Below are 15,612 nucleotides of genomic sequence, written 5' to 3' on the forward strand. Positions count from 1 at the left end.
CCTATTTGTGGAACCGCGCGCCGGCCGGATTGTTGGAACCGTGGATGTTGGCGTGGCAGGTGAGGCAGGCCCGCCCCATCAAGCGCTCGTCCGGCGTCGGCCCGTTGCCGAGATTGGTCGGCACCTGCAGGTCATTGGGATGCCGCGTCATGGTGTGGCACTGCTGGCACAGCATCGGCAGCGGCGCCACCAGCAGGGTCTGCTGGTTCGAGCCGTGCGGGTCATGGCAGTTCAGGCAACTCTCGCGTACCGGCGCGTGCTCGAACAGGAACGGCCCGCGCTTTTCGGCATGGCAGGTGTAGCAGGTCTCGTTGACCGTGTCGGTCTTCAGCAGCGGCTTGGTGATGGTGCCGTGCGGGTTATGGCAATCGACACAGGAGATCTGTCCTTCCGGCAGCGGCATGTGCGAGCGCCGGTTGAACTTGACCATGATATCCTTGTGGCAGGTGGCGCAGACCTCGTTGATCGAAGGCTTGGCGAGCACGCCCTCGGGCGACAGCCGCGCCATCGGGTTGTGGCAGTCGGTGCAGGAGAGCCCGCGTTCCTGATGCACCGACCCCAACCAGTGCTGGCGCGCACCGCCGGCGTGACAGCCCAGGCAGACCGTCTGCTGGATCTCCGGCGTGGTGGCCGAGCCTTGCGTGAAGGCGATGATGGAACCCGGCTTGGTGGGCTGCTTGGCATGCTCGGAACCCGGACCATGGCAGCTTTCGCAGGCCGCCTGCGGACCGGTGTTGGCCGCCCCGGCGCGGAACGAGGCCACGTGCAGTGAATGCGAAGCCTGCATGTTCTCCAGCGCATGGCAGGCGACGCAGGTCTTGGCGCCGATGGCCTGCGCGTCGGGCGCGAGCGGATTGGTCGGGATCGACGCCGAATCGAAAGGCGTGGCCGGGTTGTCGTTGACCGGCGCCAGATGCGGATCGGCGTTGCGCGCCGCGTTGGCGCCCATGTCGGTCGAAGGCAGCATGCGGGCGATGTCGTCCTGGGTCAGGCGATTGCCGCCTTGATCCTGGACGCCGGCCGGCTGGTCCTGCCTGGGATCGGCCTGCACGCCGCCGGCCAGCAAAGCGCCGGCCAGCGCCAGCGCCACCGAGCACACCACCGCGAGCGGAATGGTTCGAACACGCATGATTTGGCAACCCCTTTGGAAGCTTGGCTTGGCGTGGCGCGTCCCTTCAGCGGGAACCAATCGGCCATGCCGTGACACGAACGGCTTCACGTTTTCCGGCACGCAGTATTCCGCGGTTGCGATGTGCGTCAAACCACCACAGGCCAAAATCAATGTTCAAAATTCGCGAACAGTCCGTGCGGCAACGCAGCATGACCCGTGCCGGTGCCGGGCCCTACCCTCGCCGCATGGATGCGCGTCAAGGGGGATGCGTCGGTGCAGGATCTCAACGACATCTACTACTTCGTCCGCGTGGTCGAGCTCGGTACGTTCACCGCAGCGAGCAAGGCCTTGGGCGTGGCCAAGTCGCAGCTCAGCTTCCGCATCGCACGGCTGGAGGAAGACCTGGGCATACGCCTGATCCAGCGCACCACGCGGCGCCTGCATGTCAGCGAGGTCGGCCTGCTCTATTACCAGCAATGCCTGAAGATCCTCGCCGCCGCGCAGGAGGCGCAGCGCGTGGTCGAGCAGGTCCAGGCCACGCCGCGTGGACGCATCCGCATCGGCTGTCCGGTGCTGTTCGAGCAGCTGCTGCTCGCGCCCCTGCTGGTCGGTTTCCTCGAGTGTTACCCCGAAGTGCAGATCGAGATCGACATCTGCGGCCACCAGGCCGACGTCGTGGCGCAGGGCTTCGACATCGCTTTTCGCGTACGCCAGACGGTGCGCGACTCGAGCCTGGTGGTGCGCAGCTTCGGCATGGACCGGCACATCCTGGTGGCCAGCCCGCGTCTGCTCGAGGGGCTGCCGACGCCGCAGCAGCCCAAGGACCTGGCCCGGCTGCCCAGCGTGGATGTGCTCGAAAGCGAGGGCCGGCATTTCTGGACCCTGCTCGGCCCGGACGGCAGTTCGAGTATGGTGGAACACCATCCGCGCCTGACCACCGACGATCTGCACGCCCTGCTCGAGGCCGCCATCGGCGGCATCGGCGTGGCGGAACTGCCCGATTGGATGTGCCGCCCGGCGCTCGCCGACGGGCGTCTGGTAAGCGTGCTCGACTCGTACCTACTGCCACCCGGCAACGTGCATGCGGTCTATCCCTCGCGGCATGGCCAGACCGCCGCGGTGCGCTGCCTCATCGACTACGTCGCCGCCGAGCTGCCGCGCAGGTTGCGCGCCCTGCAGGGCGTCGACGAGGAATCGGCCTTCGCCACCACGGTCGGCGTCGAGTAAGGCACGCGGCCGCGCGGGGCCTCAGGCTCCGCGCGGTTTGGCCCGATGCGTGGGCGCGGCGGTGAGGGGATCGTCCGGCCAGGGATGGCGCGGATAGCGTCCCTTGAGTTCCTTTTTGACTTCCGGGTAGGTACGGCGCCAGAAACCTTCGAGGTCGCGGGTGACCTGGATCGGGCGCCCCGCCGGGGACAACAGGTGCAAGGTGACCGGGATGCGCCCGGCGGCCACGCGCGGGGTGGCGGTGAGACCGAACAACTCCTGCAGCTTGACCGCGAGCACCGGCCCCTCCTCGTCCGCCCGCTCGCCGTAGTCGAGCCGGCGGGTCTGTCCGCTCGGCACCCGGATCGCTTCGGGTGCATGGGTGCCCAAGGCGCGGCGCTGCTGCGGATCGAGCAAAGCATCAAGCGCCTGCAGCAGATCCGCGCCGGCGAGCGTGCCGAGCCGGGTATGACCGGCAAGGCGGGGCGCGAGCCAGGTCTCGAGGCCATCGAGCAGCGCGGCGTCGCTCATCTGCGGCAGGCCGAGCTCGGGCATCCAGGCGCGCAGCGCCGCGACCCGCCGGCGCAGGCGCATGGCGGCCTCGTCCCAGGGCAGCAGCTCCAGCCCGCGTTCGCGGACGGCATCGAGCAGCGCCGCGCGGGCATCGTCGGCGGCGACCGGCACGTTGCGCCGGGCGAGCACGATGGCGCCGAAGCGCCGCTCCTCGAAGGCTTCCACCGTCGCGCGCTCGGCATGCCAGCGTGCCGTGCGCACGTGGGTGAAACGCCCGGCGTGGCGCTCTTCCAGCACCTGCGGGTCCAGCGGCACCGCCTGGAGGATCAAGCTGTCGCCCGGCGCCGGTTTGAGTTCGGTCACCACCAGCCAGGCTTCGCCGGCCAGCGCGCTGCGCTCGGCGAGGCGGGCGCCGCGGCCGTTGGCGAGCGTGTAGCGCCGCGGATCGTGGTCGTCGCGGCGCGCGATGCGGTCGGGGAAGGCCGGCGCGAGCAGCTCGCCGAGCGCGTGGCTGTCCGGAATCCCGCTCGCCGCCCCGCGTGCACCGAGCCGGCGACGCCAGCCCTTGGCCGCCTGCTCGATGGCGGCCAGCGCCGCGCCGTCCGCCGGTACCGGCATGCCGGCGCCGCCACGGTCGCGCCAGGCGTGCAATGCGGTCAGCCGCAGGCGCAGGTCGTCGCTGCCGGCGGCCTCGCCCCGCAGCGGCGAGCGCGCCTCCAGCACGGCGAGCAGATCGGCGACGAGCGCGTGGCGCTCTGGCGGCGCGGCGAGCACGGCCGCGGCCAGCCGCGGCGGCGCGCCCAGCTCCAGCATGCGCCGACCGAGTGCGGTGATGCGGCCGTCGAGATCGAGCGCGCCGAGGGTGCGCAGCAGCTCGCGCGCCTGCGCCAGGGCGCCGGGTGGCGGCGGGTCGAGCCAGCGCAGGCCATCGACCGCGCCGGTGACGCCCCAGGCGGCCAGCTCCAGCGCGAGGCCGGAAAGTTCGGCCTGCAGCATCTGCGGCATGCGCGCGGCCTCCAGCCGGCGGCTCTGCGGCCACAACCGATAAGCAACGCCCGGCGCAATCCGGCCGGCCCGCCCGGCGCGCTGGTCGGCGGCGGCCTGCGAGATCGTCACCGTCTCCAGGCGGCTGAAACCGCTGCCGGGGTCGAAACGCAGCTCGCGCGCGAGTCCGCTGTCGACCACCACGCGGATGCCGGGCAAGGTGAGGCTGGACTCGGCGAGGTTGGTGGAGAGCACCACGCGGCGCATGCCGGGTGCCGCCGGCGCCAGTGCCAAGGCCTGTTCGGCGAGCGAGAGATCGCCATGCAAGGCCACGCACTCGACCGCGGCCGCCGAAGCGGCGAGCGCGCGCTCGAGCAGGGCCCGGACGCGGGCGATCTCGCGCCGGCCGGGCAGGAACACCAGCACGTCGCCGGGATGCTCGGCGAGCGCCTGGCGCACCACCCGCACCAGCTGCTGCTCGAGCGGCTCCTGCGTGCGCGCGGGTGGATGCACGATGTGCACCGGAAAGGCGCGGCCGGCGCTGCTCAGGCGGGGCGCCGCGAACCAGCGCGACAGACGCTCGCCTTCGAGGGTGGCCGACATCAGCACCAGGCGCAGGTCGGGACGCAAGGTCGCCTGCACGTCCAGCGCAAGCGCGAGCCCGAGATCGGCGGCGAGCGCGCGCTCGTGGAACTCGTCGAACAGGATCGCGCCGATGCCGGTGAGTTCCGGGTCGTCCTGCAGCAGGCGGGTCAGGATGCCCTCGGTGACCACCTCGATGCGGGTGTCAGCGCAGGTGCGCGTTTCGAAACGCACGCGATAACCGACCGTAGCGCCCACCGGCTCGCCGAGCGCCTCGGCCATGAAGGTGGCCGCCGCGCGCGCGGCCAGCCGGCGCGGCTCGAGGACGATGATGCGGCGGCCGGCCAGCCAAGGCTCGTTTAGCAACGCCAGCGGCACCTGGGTGGTCTTGCCGGCACCGGGCGGCGCCTCCAGCACCAGCCGGGACGACGTCGCCAGCGTCGCCCGCACCTCGGGCAGCAGCGGCGCGATCGGGAACGCAGAAGGCTCGCTCATCGTCCCACCGGCGGCGTCATGGCTGACGCCGCGTCTGGACAACCCGCCGGCCCGCTATGGCACGCCGTTCAATGGGCAACGGCCGCCGGGGCGGCATCGGCATGGGCGAAACGTCCGCCATAGGGCAGCGTCTGCTCGGCGAGCTTGGCATCGGCGTGGATCAGCGTCACTGCGTCGGAAACGATGCTGGCCGCCTCCTGCAGTTGCGGATCCTTGGCCTTCTTGGCCTCTTCCTCCAGCTTGAGCTCGCTCTTCAGGCTGCGCTCGGCCGGCGTCAGGCCATCGTCCAGGGCGGCGGTGGCATCGTCGTAGTCGACACCGTCGATGGCCTTGTGCCGCGCACGGAAGTCGGCCTGGATGGCCTCCTGCTGCTTGCGCTGGGCCTCGCGCTTGGCGTAGTTGAGCGAGATCGTGGTCTGCTCGCGCAGCCCGCGGTAATAGGCCAGCTCGTCCAGCATCAGCTTCCACGCCGGCGAGGTGGCGGTGCGCGCATCGTGCTTGGCCTGCAGCTGCGGCAGATAGGCCTTGGGATTGGCCACCGTCTGATAGACCGCCGGCGCGATCTGCGTCCACGGCAGTGCGTTGTCGTAGGTCGATTCGCCGAATTCCTTCTCGTCGCCGTTCAACGGAAAGCCGATGTCCGGCGTCACGCCCTTGAGCTGGGTGGAGCCGCCGTTGATGCGGAAGAATTCGGCGATGGTCATCTTGAGCTCGCCGAGCTGCGGCTTGTCGCCGCCACGGCGCGCGAAGCGGTCGAGATCGACCAGGTTCTGCACCGTGCCCTTGCCGAAGGTCGGCTGGCCGATGATGATGCCGCGCCCGTAATCCTGGATGGCGGCGGCGAAGATCTCCGAGGCCGAGGCCGAGCCGCGGTTGACCAGCACCGCGAGCGGGCCGCTCCAGGCCAGGCCCGGCTGATCGTCGCCCTGCACGTCGACCTCGCCGTCGGCCTTGCGCACCTGCACCACCGGCCCCTGGTCGATGAACAGGCCGGTGAGCTCGTTGGCCTCGTCCAGCGAGCCGCCGCCGTTGTTGCGCAGGTCGACCACCACGCCCTGCACGCCTTCGGCCTTGAGCTCGCCGAGCAGCTTGGCGACGTCGCGGCTGGCGCTCTTGTAGTCCTGGTCGCCCTCGCGGCGGGCGCCGAAGTCGGAATAGAAGGTGGGCAGGTCGATCACGCCGATCTTGCGCGTGACGCCGCCGTCGGTAATCTCGATCACCTTCTTCTTGGCGGCCTGCTCCTCGATGCTCACCTTCTGCCGCACCAGGGTGACCAGCACGTGCTTGCCGTCCACGCCGGCATCGGCGGGGAGGATCTCCAGCCGCACGGTGGTGCCCTTCTTGCCGCGGATCAGCTTGACCACGTCGTCCACGCGCCAGCCGATGACGTCGACCATCGGCCCCTGTGTACCCTGCCCGACCGCGACGATGCGATCGCCGACGTGCACCTTGCCGGACTTGGCCGCCGGCCCCGCCGGCACCACCTCGCGGATCTGGATGTAGTCCTCGCGCTGCTGCAGCACCGCGCCGATGCCTTCCAGCGAGAGCTTCATCGAGATGTCGAAGTTCTCCGCCTGGCGCGGACCGAGGTAGTCGGTGTGCGGATCGGTGCTGTTAGCATAGGAATCCATGAAGGTCTGGAAGGCGTCCTCGCCGTCGAGCTGGCGCACCCGCTCGATGTAGTTGGCGTAGCGCTTGTCCAGCGTCTTGCGGATGTCATCGTCGCTCTTGCCGGCCAGCTTCAGGCGCAGCCAGTCGTTCTTGGTGCGCTTGCGCCACAGCTCGTCGAGCTCGGCCTGGTCCTTGGGCCAGGGCGCATGCTTGCGGTCGAAGGTGTAATCCTCATCGACGCTGAAATCGAAGCCCTTGGGCAGCAGAGAGCGTGCGTAGTTCATGCGCTCGACGGCATGCTGGACATAGCTGTTGAAGAGATCGAACGGACCGGAAAGGTCGCGGTTCCAGATCGCATCGTCGAGCGTGGTCTCGAGCGGCTGGTAGGCCTTGAGATCGGCCTCGGTGAAGAACACCTTCTCGCCGTCGAGGAAATCGAGATAGGCCTTGTAGATGTGCCGCGACATCGCATCGTCCAGCGGCTTGGCGGCATAGTGGAAGCGGGTGAGGAAGCGCGCCGACAGCTGCGCGGCATCGGCCTGCGTCTCGGTGGGCTTGAGCGGCAGCGTGGACGGCTTGCGCGATGCCTGGTCGCCGGCGGGCGCCAGATCGGCGGCCGACTGCGCATGGGCGGCGACCAGGGTGAAGGCAAGCAGCGGGGCCAGCAGGAAACGCAGGGTCATAGAGGGAAGGTTCATCCGGCGGAGTCGGTGACGCCTGCGGCACTGGCCTGCAGGTCGGCGTGATAGGAGGAGCGCACCAGCGGACCGGCGGCGACGTGCGAGAAGCCCATCGCCATGCCTTCCTCGCGCAGCGCGGAAAACTCATCCGGCGTCCAGTAACGCAGCACCGGATGATGATGCACCGTCGGCTGCAGGTACTGGCCGATGGTGACCATGTCCACGTCGTGCGCGCGCAGGTCGCGCAGCGTGGCGCGCACCTGCTCCAGGGTCTCGCCCAGGCCCAGCATGATGCCGGACTTGGTCGGCACCCCGGGATGCTGGGCCTTGAAACGCTTGAGCAGGTCCAGCGACCATTGGTAGTCCGCCCCGGGCCGCACCTCGCGGTACAGCGCCGGCACGGTTTCCAGGTTGTGGTTGAAGACGTCCGGCGGCGCCTCGGCGAGCGCCGCCAGGGCCCGTTCCATGCGGCCCTTGCCGCGGAAATCGGGGGTGAGGATCTCGATGCGGATGCCGGGCGAGGCCGCCCGCGCCGCGCGCACGCAGGCGGCGAAATGCGCCGCGCCGCCGTCGGGAAGATCGTCGCGGTCGACCGAGGTGATCACCACGTACTTCAGCCGCATGTCGGCGATGGTCCGCGCCAGTCGCTTAGGTTCCAGCGGATCGGGCGGGGCCGGCCGGCCATGGGCGACATCGCAGAACGAGCAGCGCCGGGTGCACACCTCGCCCAGGATCATGAAGGTGGCGGTGCCCTTGTGGAAGCACTCGTGGATGTTCGGGCAGGAGGCTTCCTCGCAGACCGTGACCAGCGCGTGCTCGCGCAGCTTCGCCTTGAGCTCCTGCACCGCGTTGCCCTGCGGCAGGCGGATGCGGATCCAGTCGGGTTTGCGCAGCGGCGCGGCGGTGTCGAAGCCGGCGCGGTTGCGCGCGATCTTGGCGTCGCCCAGTTGTTTTTCCACCACCGGCAGGGTGGTGATCGGAATGCGTTTGGAGGAGGCGGTGTCGCTCATGCGCAGGTCGGGGCCGCGGCGGAAGGGGCGGGAAGCTCGGACGCCGCCGGCACGGCAGCGAAGCCGAACTGGCGGCAGAACTCGGTCACGAGGAGGTCTTCGACGTCCGCCAGTCGCGACGGACCGCCCAAGTCTAGCACCTGCGTGACTGCCAAACCCTTGTAGCCGCAGGGATTGATGCGCTGGAACGGCTCGAGGTCCATGGCCACGTTGAAGGCCAGGCCGTGGAAGGTGCAGCCGCGGCGCACGCGCAGGCCGAGCGCGGCAATCTTAGCCCCGCCCACGTACACGCCGGGCGCGCCCTCGACGCGCTCGGCGCCGATGTTCCAGTGCGCCAGCGTGTCGATGATGGCCTGCTCGATGCGGCTCACCAGCTCGCGCACGCCGATGCCCAGCCGGCGCAGGTCGATCAGCGGATAGGCCACGATCTGGCCGGGGCCGTGGTAGGTCACCTGCCCGCCGCGATCGACCGGAATCACCGGGATCTCGCCGGGCGCGAGCACGTGCTCCATGCGTCCGGCCTGGCCCAGGGTGAACACCGGATCGTGCTCGAGCAGCCACAGCTCGTCGGTGGTTTCGGCAGTGCGCGCGTCGGTGAAGGCACGCATCGCATTCCAGGTGGCCTGATAGGGCTGGCGACCCAGGCGGCGGATCAGCAGGGGTGGTGGGTTCGGCATGACGGTCGGGGAAAAGCGGGCCTCGGAATGGCGGCGTCGGAACGCCGACGTTGCACGCTAGAGCGTGTAGCGGATGTCGGGATCATCGCGCAGCGCCGCGTGTGCGGCGGCGTACTGCTCGCGGGTCCGGCAGTGGAAGCGCACCGTGACGGCGACGAAACGGCCGGCACGCGACGGCCGCTCGCGCACGCTCTCGTGCCGCACGTCGAGACCCAGACCGGCGAGGATCGCCGGCACCCTGGTCTCGAGGTTTGCGCGCGCATCGCCCATCGCGGTGATCTCGAACTCGCCGGGAAAGACGAAGCCCTTGCCGCCGGCCCGGGCCGGATCGATCTCGTGCGTCACTTGCCGCCGGCCTCGTCCTTTTTCTTGTCGCTGTGGAACCACAAGAGGATGCTGTCCCACAGCCGCTTGAAGAAGCCGCCCTGCGGGGCATCGGCCAGCGCCACCAGCGGCACGTTCTGCACAGTCTCGCCGTCCAGGCTGATGCGCAGGGTGCCGACGGCCTGACCCTTCTTGTACGGCGCGATCAGCGTGGCCGGGACGTCCATCACCGCCTTGAGCTTGTCGTAGTCGCCGCGCTTGACGGTGACCAGCACCGGCTCGGCCACGCCGAGCGGCAGCGTGTTCTCCTCGCCCTTCCACAGCCGCGGCGTGGCCAGCGGCTTGCCGGCGTCGTAGAGCTTGTGGGTTTCGTAGAAACGGAAGCCGTAGTTGAGCAGGGCCATCGCCGAGTCGGCGCGCGCCTTTTCGCTGCTCGCGCCCATCACCACGGCGATCATGCGCGCATCGCCCTGCTTGGCCGAGGCGGCCAGGCAGTAACCGGCGGCGGCGGTGTGGCCGGTCTTGATGCCGTCCACGCTGGGGTCGCGCCACAGGAGGGTGTTGCGGTTGCCCTGCTTGATGCCGTTCCACACGAACTCCTTGACCGAGGAAATGGCGTAGTCCTCGGGGAAATCGTGGATCAGCGCACGCGAAAGGATGGCGATGTCGCGCGCGGTGGTGTAGTGGTTGGCGATCGGGTAGCCGGAGGCGTTCTCGAAATGGCTGTTGACCATGCCGAGCTGCTTGGCGTAGGCGTTCATCAGCCCGGCGAAGGCCTGCTCGGAACCGGCGGTGTGCTCGGCCAGCGCGATGGCGGCGTCGTTGCCGGACTGGATGATCATGCCGTAGAGCAGGTCCTTGAGCGGCACCTGACTGCCGAGCTTGAGGAAGCTGGTCGAGCCGTCGGTGCCGGCGCCGCCGCCGCGCCAGGCGTTCTCGCTGATGGTCACCGGGTCGGTGAGATGGATGCGGCCGTTGGCGACTTCGGCGGAGACCACGTAGTCGGTCATGATCTTGGTGATCGAGGCCGGCTCCACGCGCAGGTCCGGATCCTTGCTGGCGAGGATCTGGCCGGTCGCGTAATCCATCAGCACCCAGCTCTTGCCGTCCACCTGCGGCGGGGGCGGCACCGGGGCCTCGGGCATCACCGGCCGCGGCACCGGCGCCGGACGCGGCGTCTCCTGGGCAAGGGCGATGCCCACGGCGCAGACGGCCGCGGCGAACAGGGCGGCGATAGGGCGGTACAGCTTCATCGTGCGTGTCGTCTCTCTGGGGAATGGGTGCCGGCGTGCGCGACGCGGCGAAACGAAAGCGATCAGTCTACCGCGAGCTGAGGTCTGGGCAGGCCGAGCGCGGCGATGCGCGCGCTGATCTCCTCGGCCCGCGCAGGATCTTCCAGCGGTCCGATGCGGACCCGGTTGACGCGCCGGCCGGCGACGTCGGTCGCCAGCACCTGCACCGGCGCCAGCCTGGCCGCGCGCAGCCGCTCGGCCATGCGCTCGGCATTGCCGGCATCGGCGAAAGCCCCGACTTGCAGGAACACCGGTCCCGCACCGGCAGACGCGGGACCCGGCGCGACCGGCGCGCCGACGGCCGGCGCGGCGGCGCCACCGCTGCGGGCGACCAGCGGCGGCGCAGCCACCGTCCGTTCCGGATGCTCCGGGTCGATCGCGCGGACCTCGACCCGCCCGGTGCCGCGGGGCCAGATGCCGATCTTCACCGCGGCGGCGTAGGAGAGGTCGATCAGCCGGTCCTCGTGAAACGGCCCGCGGTCGTTGACGCGCACGATCACGCTCTTGCCGTTTTCGAGGTTGGTCACCCGCGCGTAGCTCGGCAGGGGCAGTACCCGGCTGGCCGCGGTGAACTTGTACATGTCGTAGTCCTCGAGGGTCGAGGTCTTGTAGCCGTGGAACTTGGTGCCGTAGAAGGAGGCCAGCCCGCGCTCCACGTAGCCGCGCGCATCGGGCAGCACGGTGTAGGTGCGGCCGAGCACGGTATAGGGCGACTTGTTGCCGTAGAGCGCGCGCGGCTCCACCCGCGGCACGGGCTCGGGCAGGCCGCTGACGTCGATCGGCGGCGGCACGCTGTCGTCGCGATCACGGTAGCGGCCGCTCTGCGGGCGGCTCAGGTCATCGTGCCAAGCGCCCGCCGTGCCGCCAACGGTCCGGCCACCGTGCGCGGCGGGGCGCGTGGCCTGCCGGCCGGCACAGGCGGCCAGCAGCAACGCCATCGTCACCAGCAGGATGGCGTGCCGAAAGCTCATGGCCCGGCGTCTCCTACACCGGCGGCGATCGCCTGCGCCAGCTGGTGCACCGCCATGGCATAGAGCGGGCTCTTGTTGTAACGGGTGATCACGTAGAAGTTGTCGAAGGTGAACCAGTATTCCGGGCCGTGCGGACCCTCCAGGGTCTGCAGGCTGCTCGGCAGCGCCGGATCGAGCGGCACGAGCGGCGCATAGCCCCAGGCCTGCAGCTGCTCCAGCGGCCATTGCGGGCGTGCATCGGCGACGGGGACCGCCCTGGCATCCGCCGCCGGCTGCGCGCGCGCGGCGACCGGGGCGCCGCTGACCCAGCCGTGTCCGGCGAAGTAATGGGCCACGCTGGCGAGGATGTCCGGCAGCGAGTTTTTGAGGTCGATGCGGCCGTCGCCATCGCCGTCGACGGCATAGTCGCGGATGCTCGACGGCATGAACTGCCCCCAGCCCTGCGCGCCGGCGTAGGAGCCGGTCAGGGCATCGAGCGGACCCGCCAGATGATCCGGCGGCAATTCCAGCAAGGTCTTGAGCTCGCTGCGGAAGTAGGCCGCGCGCGGCGGATAGTAAAAGGCCAGGGTGACCAGCGCGTCGAGCACCTTGTAGCGTCCGGTGATGCGACCGTAGTGGGTTTCCACGCCGAGGATGGCCACGAGGTAAGCCGGGTCCACGCCGTAGCGGCGCGCGGTGTCCTCGATCAGCGCGCGATGCGTCCGGTAGAAGGCCACGCCCTCGTCGATGCGTTGCGGCGTGAGGAAGATCGGCCGGTAGGCGGACCAGGGCTTGGCCTCCGCCGGGCGGGCCATCGCTTCCAGGATGCTCGGCTGTTTCTGCGCACCGTCGAGCAGCGCCTCGAGCGCGGCCGGATCCTGGCCGGTGTCGCGCACCACCTCGGCGATGAGCTCGCGCTGGCCGGGATGGCTCGCCCAGGCCGGCAGCGCCAGCGCCAGCGCCAACCAGGGCCAGCGCGGCCAACAGCGGGGCGGCCTCACCCGGCGCGACCTGCGCATGCGGCAGACGACGTTCATGGCGCGCAAGCCTAGCATGGCCTGCTGGCCGCTTTAGGCGTGGCGCTTGCGATGCGCGTGGATCGACATCAGCACGCCGAAGCCGGTCAGCAGCGAGACCGCGGAGGTGCCGCCGTAGCTGACCAGCGGCATCGGCACGCCGACCACCGGCAGCATGCCGGCGACCATGCCGCCGTTGACGAACACGTAGACGAAGAAGCTCATGCCGATCGCGCCGGCGAGCAGCCGCGCATAGGTGTCGCGCGCCTGCATGGCGATCCACAGGCAGCGGCCGATGATGAAGGCGTACAGGGCGAGCAGCGCGCACACGCCGACGAGGCCGAATTCCTCGGAGAACACCGCGAAGATGAAATCCGTGGTGTGCTCGGGCAGGAAGTCCAGCCGTGACTGGGTGCCGTGCATCCAGCCCTTGCCGAACACGCCGCCGGAGCCCACCGCGATCTGCGACTGGATGATGTGCCAGCCGTTGCCCAGCGGGTCGGATTCCGGATCGAGCAGGGTCAGCACGCGGTCGCGCTGGTACTGGTGCATGAAATGCCAGGCCAGCGGCACCATCGCGCCGACCACGCCAAGCAAGAGGCCGAGCCGCCACCATGCCATGCCGGCCAGGAACAGCGCGAAGGCGCCGGCCGCGGCGACCAGCAGCGCGGTGCCGAGGTCGGGCTGCTTGGCGATCAGCACCGCCGGCACGCCGATCAGCGCGCCGACCACGGCGATGTCCTTCCAGCCCGGCGGCAGCTGGCGCGGGTGCAGATACCAGGCGACCATCATCGGCATGGTCAGCTTCATGAGCTCGGAAGGCTGGAAGCGCATCAGCTTGAGATCCAGCCAGCGCGAGGCGCCGCGGCCCTCGCCGAGCACCGCGACGACGATGAGCAGGCACGTGCTCGCCGCATACAGCCAGGGCGTCCAGCGGCGCAGGACCGCCGGCGGGATGCGCGAGACGACGACCAAGAGGACCGCCCCCAGCGCGAACCGCGCGGCCTGGCCACCGACCACGCCGAGATCGCCGCCGCTCGCGCTGTAGAGCGTGCCGAGGCCGGCCAGGGCGAGCAGCAGCAGCCCGCCGGCGAGGGGTAGATCCAGACGCGGGCGACCGCTCACGAGCCGGCGCGCCAGGCGCTGCAGACGATCGGACCAGGCGGGCGTCATGGCGGCGAATCCTCGCTGTCTTCGCTGTCGTCGCCCGCCGGGACGTCGGCCGGCTGCGGCGACTCGATGACGTCGCCCGGCGCCGGCAGCTGCGTCGACGGCGGCGCGGGCAAGGGCGTGGCCGGCGGCGCCCGTCCCCCTTGGGCGGCCAGCCACGCATCCAGGATCTTGCGCGCGATCGGGCCGGCATCCTTGCCGCCCCAGGCGCCGGCCTCCAGCACCACCGCCACCGCGATCTGCGGGTCCTCCGCCGGCGTATAGGCGATGAACCAGGCGCGGTGGCGTGCGGCGAGATAGGCGCTGTTCTTGTTGGTGTCGTAGGCCTCGGTGCGCCGCGAGTAGCGCTCGGCGGTGCCGCTCTTGCCGGCGATGCGGTACGGAAAGCCCTCGCCCAGGCCCTGCCCGGTGGCGCCGGCGCCGCCGTAGATCACCGCCTGCATGCCCTGGTTGATCACGTTCCAGTAGGCCGGATCGCTGATCAGCGACGGCCCGCTCGGCGGGTTGGCCAGCGCCTCGCGCGGGCCGTCCACCGCCTGGGCCGCCAACGCCAGGCGGGGCGGATAAGGCACGCCGCGTCCGGCCAGCACGGCGGTGGCGTGGGCGAGCTGCAGCGGCGTCACCGCCCAGTAGGCCTGGCCGATGCCGGTGAGCACGGTCTCGCCGGGGAACCACGGCTGCTTGTAATGCGCGGCCTTCCATTCGCGCGAAGGCAGGATGCCGGTGCCCTCGCCATCGAGATCGATGCCGGTTTTTTCACCGAAGGCGAAGCGGCGCATCCAGGCGCTCAGGCGATCGATGCCCATGTCCAGCGCCAGCTTGTAGAAATAGGTGTTGGTGGACAGCTGGATGGCGCGGACCATGTTCACCGTGCCGTCGCCGCCGCGTTTGTCGTCGCGATAGCAGCGGCTCTGGTTGGGCAGACAGAATTCGCCGGTGGAGAGCACGGTGTCCTCCGGCCGGCGCAGCTTGAGTTCGAGCCCGCCCAAAGCCAGGAACGGCTTGACCGTGGAGCCGGGCGGATAGGCGCCGCGCAGCGCCCGGTTGTAGAGCGGCTTGTCCGCCGCGCCGGTCAATGCGGCGTAGTCGCCGCGGGCGATGCCGTTGACGAACGGGTTGGGATCGAAGCTCGGCACGCTCACCATCGCCAGCACCTGGCCGTTGCGCGGATCGATCGCCACCGCCGCGCCGGGACGGCCCTCGAAAGCGGCCGCCGCGGCCTGCTGGATGCGCACGTCGATCGACAAGTACAGATTCCTGCCCGGCACCGGCGGATGCCGCTCCAGCACGCGCTGGGTGCGTCCGTCGGCGTTCACCTCGACCAGCGCGTAGCCGGGCGTGCCGTGCAGCAGGTCCTCGTAGCTGCGTTCGATGCCGCTGCGGCCGATGTGCGTGGTGCCCTTGTAGCGGGCCGCGTCCAGCCGCGCCTGGTCGTCGGCGTCGATCCGGCCGACGTAACCGATCACGTGGGCGAAAAGCTCGCCGTAGGGATAGCGCCGGGTCAGGTAAGGCACCACGTCGACACTGGGAAAACGCCAGCGGTTGACCGCGAAGCGGGCGATGTCGTCTTCGGTGAGGCGCAGCTTGAGCGGCACGCTGTCGAAGCGGCGGCTCTGCTTGAGCTGCCGGCGGAAGGCGTCGATGTCGTCCTCATCGAGCGGCACCACGGTGGCGATCTCGCGCAGGAAAGCCTCCATGTCCGGCACCTGCTCGGGTACCACCTCCAGCCGGAAGGCGGTGACGTTGTCGGCCAGCAGCACGCCGTTGCGGTCGTAGATCAAGCCGCGCGCCGGGGCGATCGCGCGCGGCTTGAGGCGGTTGGCCTGCGAGCGCAGCACGAACTCGTCGTGGCGCACCACCTGCAGCTGCACGTAGCGCACCACGAGACCGGCCAGGCCGAGCACGATGAAGGCGAAGCCGGCCAGCGCGCGGCGGCGGAACAGCGCGCTCTCGCCATGGGCTTCCTTGAGCGGACGACGCGGTCTCATCGG

Annotated in this window: 12 protein-coding genes; 1 reads left to right on the forward strand and 11 read right to left on the reverse strand. The window is 70.1% G+C overall.

What is annotated here, in order from left to right; genetic code table 11:
* Position 1 precedes the first annotated feature (1 nt).
* Complete coding sequence (locus ALSL_RS11205; RefSeq protein WP_126539203.1) at positions 2 to 1,129, reverse strand: DmsE family decaheme c-type cytochrome; 1,128 nt, start codon at positions 1,127 to 1,129, stop codon at positions 2 to 4.
* Positions 1,130 to 1,333: 204 nt separating this feature from the next.
* Here ALSL_RS11205 and ALSL_RS11210 point away from each other — a divergent pair, with 204 nt between their 5' ends.
* Entirely contained in the window at positions 1,334 to 2,338 is a 1,005-nt protein-coding gene (locus ALSL_RS11210) for a LysR substrate-binding domain-containing protein (RefSeq protein ID WP_126539205.1), read from the forward strand.
* 21 nt (positions 2,339 to 2,359) lie between these two features.
* Here the strand turns inward: ALSL_RS11210 and hrpB are convergent, their stop codons facing one another.
* The 10 genes from hrpB to mrdA form a co-directional block, all read right to left on the reverse strand.
* On the reverse strand, positions 2,360 to 4,891 hold the full coding sequence (gene hrpB, locus ALSL_RS11215; RefSeq protein ID WP_126539207.1) for an ATP-dependent helicase HrpB: 2,532 nt from the start codon (positions 4,889 to 4,891) through the stop codon (positions 2,360 to 2,362).
* A gap of 68 nt (positions 4,892 to 4,959) precedes the next feature.
* Positions 4,960 to 7,185, reverse strand: a complete 2,226-nt coding sequence (locus ALSL_RS11220; RefSeq protein WP_126540237.1) for a carboxy terminal-processing peptidase — start codon at positions 7,183 to 7,185, stop codon at positions 4,960 to 4,962.
* 11 nt (positions 7,186 to 7,196) lie between these two features.
* Positions 7,197 to 8,192 carry a lipoyl synthase gene (gene lipA, locus ALSL_RS11225; RefSeq protein ID WP_126539209.1) on the reverse strand — a complete coding sequence of 332 codons (996 nt, stop codon included), beginning with the start codon at positions 8,190 to 8,192 and terminating at the stop codon, positions 7,197 to 7,199.
* The gene (gene lipB / locus ALSL_RS11230) at positions 8,189 to 8,869 is read right to left on the reverse strand and encodes a lipoyl(octanoyl) transferase LipB (RefSeq protein ID WP_126539211.1); all 681 of its coding nucleotides are present in this window, start codon (positions 8,867 to 8,869) and stop codon (positions 8,189 to 8,191) included. The genes lipA and lipB overlap by 4 nt, the downstream gene beginning before the upstream one ends.
* 57 nt (positions 8,870 to 8,926) lie before the next feature.
* Positions 8,927 to 9,214 (reverse strand): DUF493 family protein, encoded by a 288-nt coding sequence (locus ALSL_RS11235; protein ID WP_231700218.1) that lies wholly within the window; start codon positions 9,212 to 9,214, stop codon positions 8,927 to 8,929.
* Entirely contained in the window at positions 9,211 to 10,446 is a 1,236-nt protein-coding gene (locus ALSL_RS11240; protein ID WP_126539213.1) for a D-alanyl-D-alanine carboxypeptidase family protein, read from the reverse strand. Before ALSL_RS11240 ends, ALSL_RS11235 begins: the two co-directional genes overlap by 4 nt.
* A gap of 62 nt (positions 10,447 to 10,508) precedes the next feature.
* Positions 10,509 to 11,456 (reverse strand): septal ring lytic transglycosylase RlpA family protein, encoded by a 948-nt coding sequence (locus tag ALSL_RS11245; RefSeq protein WP_126539215.1) that lies wholly within the window; start codon positions 11,454 to 11,456, stop codon positions 10,509 to 10,511.
* Positions 11,453 to 12,472, reverse strand: a complete 1,020-nt coding sequence (gene mltB / locus ALSL_RS11250) for a lytic murein transglycosylase B (protein WP_231700219.1) — start codon at positions 12,470 to 12,472, stop codon at positions 11,453 to 11,455. Before mltB ends, ALSL_RS11245 begins: the two co-directional genes overlap by 4 nt.
* Before the next feature lie 33 nt (positions 12,473 to 12,505).
* The gene (gene rodA / locus ALSL_RS11255; RefSeq protein WP_126539217.1) at positions 12,506 to 13,624 is read right to left on the reverse strand and encodes a rod shape-determining protein RodA; all 1,119 of its coding nucleotides are present in this window, start codon (positions 13,622 to 13,624) and stop codon (positions 12,506 to 12,508) included.
* Entirely contained in the window at positions 13,621 to 15,609 is a 1,989-nt protein-coding gene (gene mrdA, locus ALSL_RS11260) for a penicillin-binding protein 2 (protein ID WP_126539219.1), read from the reverse strand. Before mrdA ends, rodA begins: the two co-directional genes overlap by 4 nt.
* Positions 15,610 to 15,612 lie beyond the last annotated feature (3 nt).

Source organism: Aerosticca soli (genome assembly GCF_003967035.1).
GTDB lineage: Bacteria > Pseudomonadota > Gammaproteobacteria > Xanthomonadales > Rhodanobacteraceae > Aerosticca > Aerosticca soli.

Bases quoted from the DNA above. Each gene is read 5' to 3' on its own strand.
- mltB (WP_231700219.1), bottom strand. From the start codon at position 12,472: ATGAACGTCGTCTGCCGCATGCGCAGGTCGCGCCGGGTGAGGCCGCCC.
- rodA (WP_126539217.1), bottom strand. From the start codon at position 13,624: ATGACGCCCGCCTGGTCCGATCGTCTGCAGCGCCTGGCGCGCCGGCTC.
- hrpB (WP_126539207.1), bottom strand. From the start codon at position 4,891: ATGAGCGAGCCTTCTGCGTTCCCGATCGCGCCGCTGCTGCCCGAGGTG.
- ALSL_RS11205 (WP_126539203.1), bottom strand. From the start codon at position 1,129: ATGCGTGTTCGAACCATTCCGCTCGCGGTGGTGTGCTCGGTGGCGCTG.
- ALSL_RS11220 (WP_126540237.1), bottom strand. From the start codon at position 7,185: ATGACCCTGCGTTTCCTGCTGGCCCCGCTGCTTGCCTTCACCCTGGTC.
- lipA (WP_126539209.1), bottom strand. From the start codon at position 8,192: ATGAGCGACACCGCCTCCTCCAAACGCATTCCGATCACCACCCTGCCG.
- mrdA (WP_126539219.1), bottom strand. From the start codon at position 15,609: ATGAGACCGCGTCGTCCGCTCAAGGAAGCCCATGGCGAGAGCGCGCTG.
- ALSL_RS11240 (WP_126539213.1), bottom strand. From the start codon at position 10,446: ATGAAGCTGTACCGCCCTATCGCCGCCCTGTTCGCCGCGGCCGTCTGC.
- ALSL_RS11245 (WP_126539215.1), bottom strand. From the start codon at position 11,456: ATGAGCTTTCGGCACGCCATCCTGCTGGTGACGATGGCGTTGCTGCTG.
- lipB (WP_126539211.1), bottom strand. From the start codon at position 8,869: ATGCCGAACCCACCACCCCTGCTGATCCGCCGCCTGGGTCGCCAGCCC.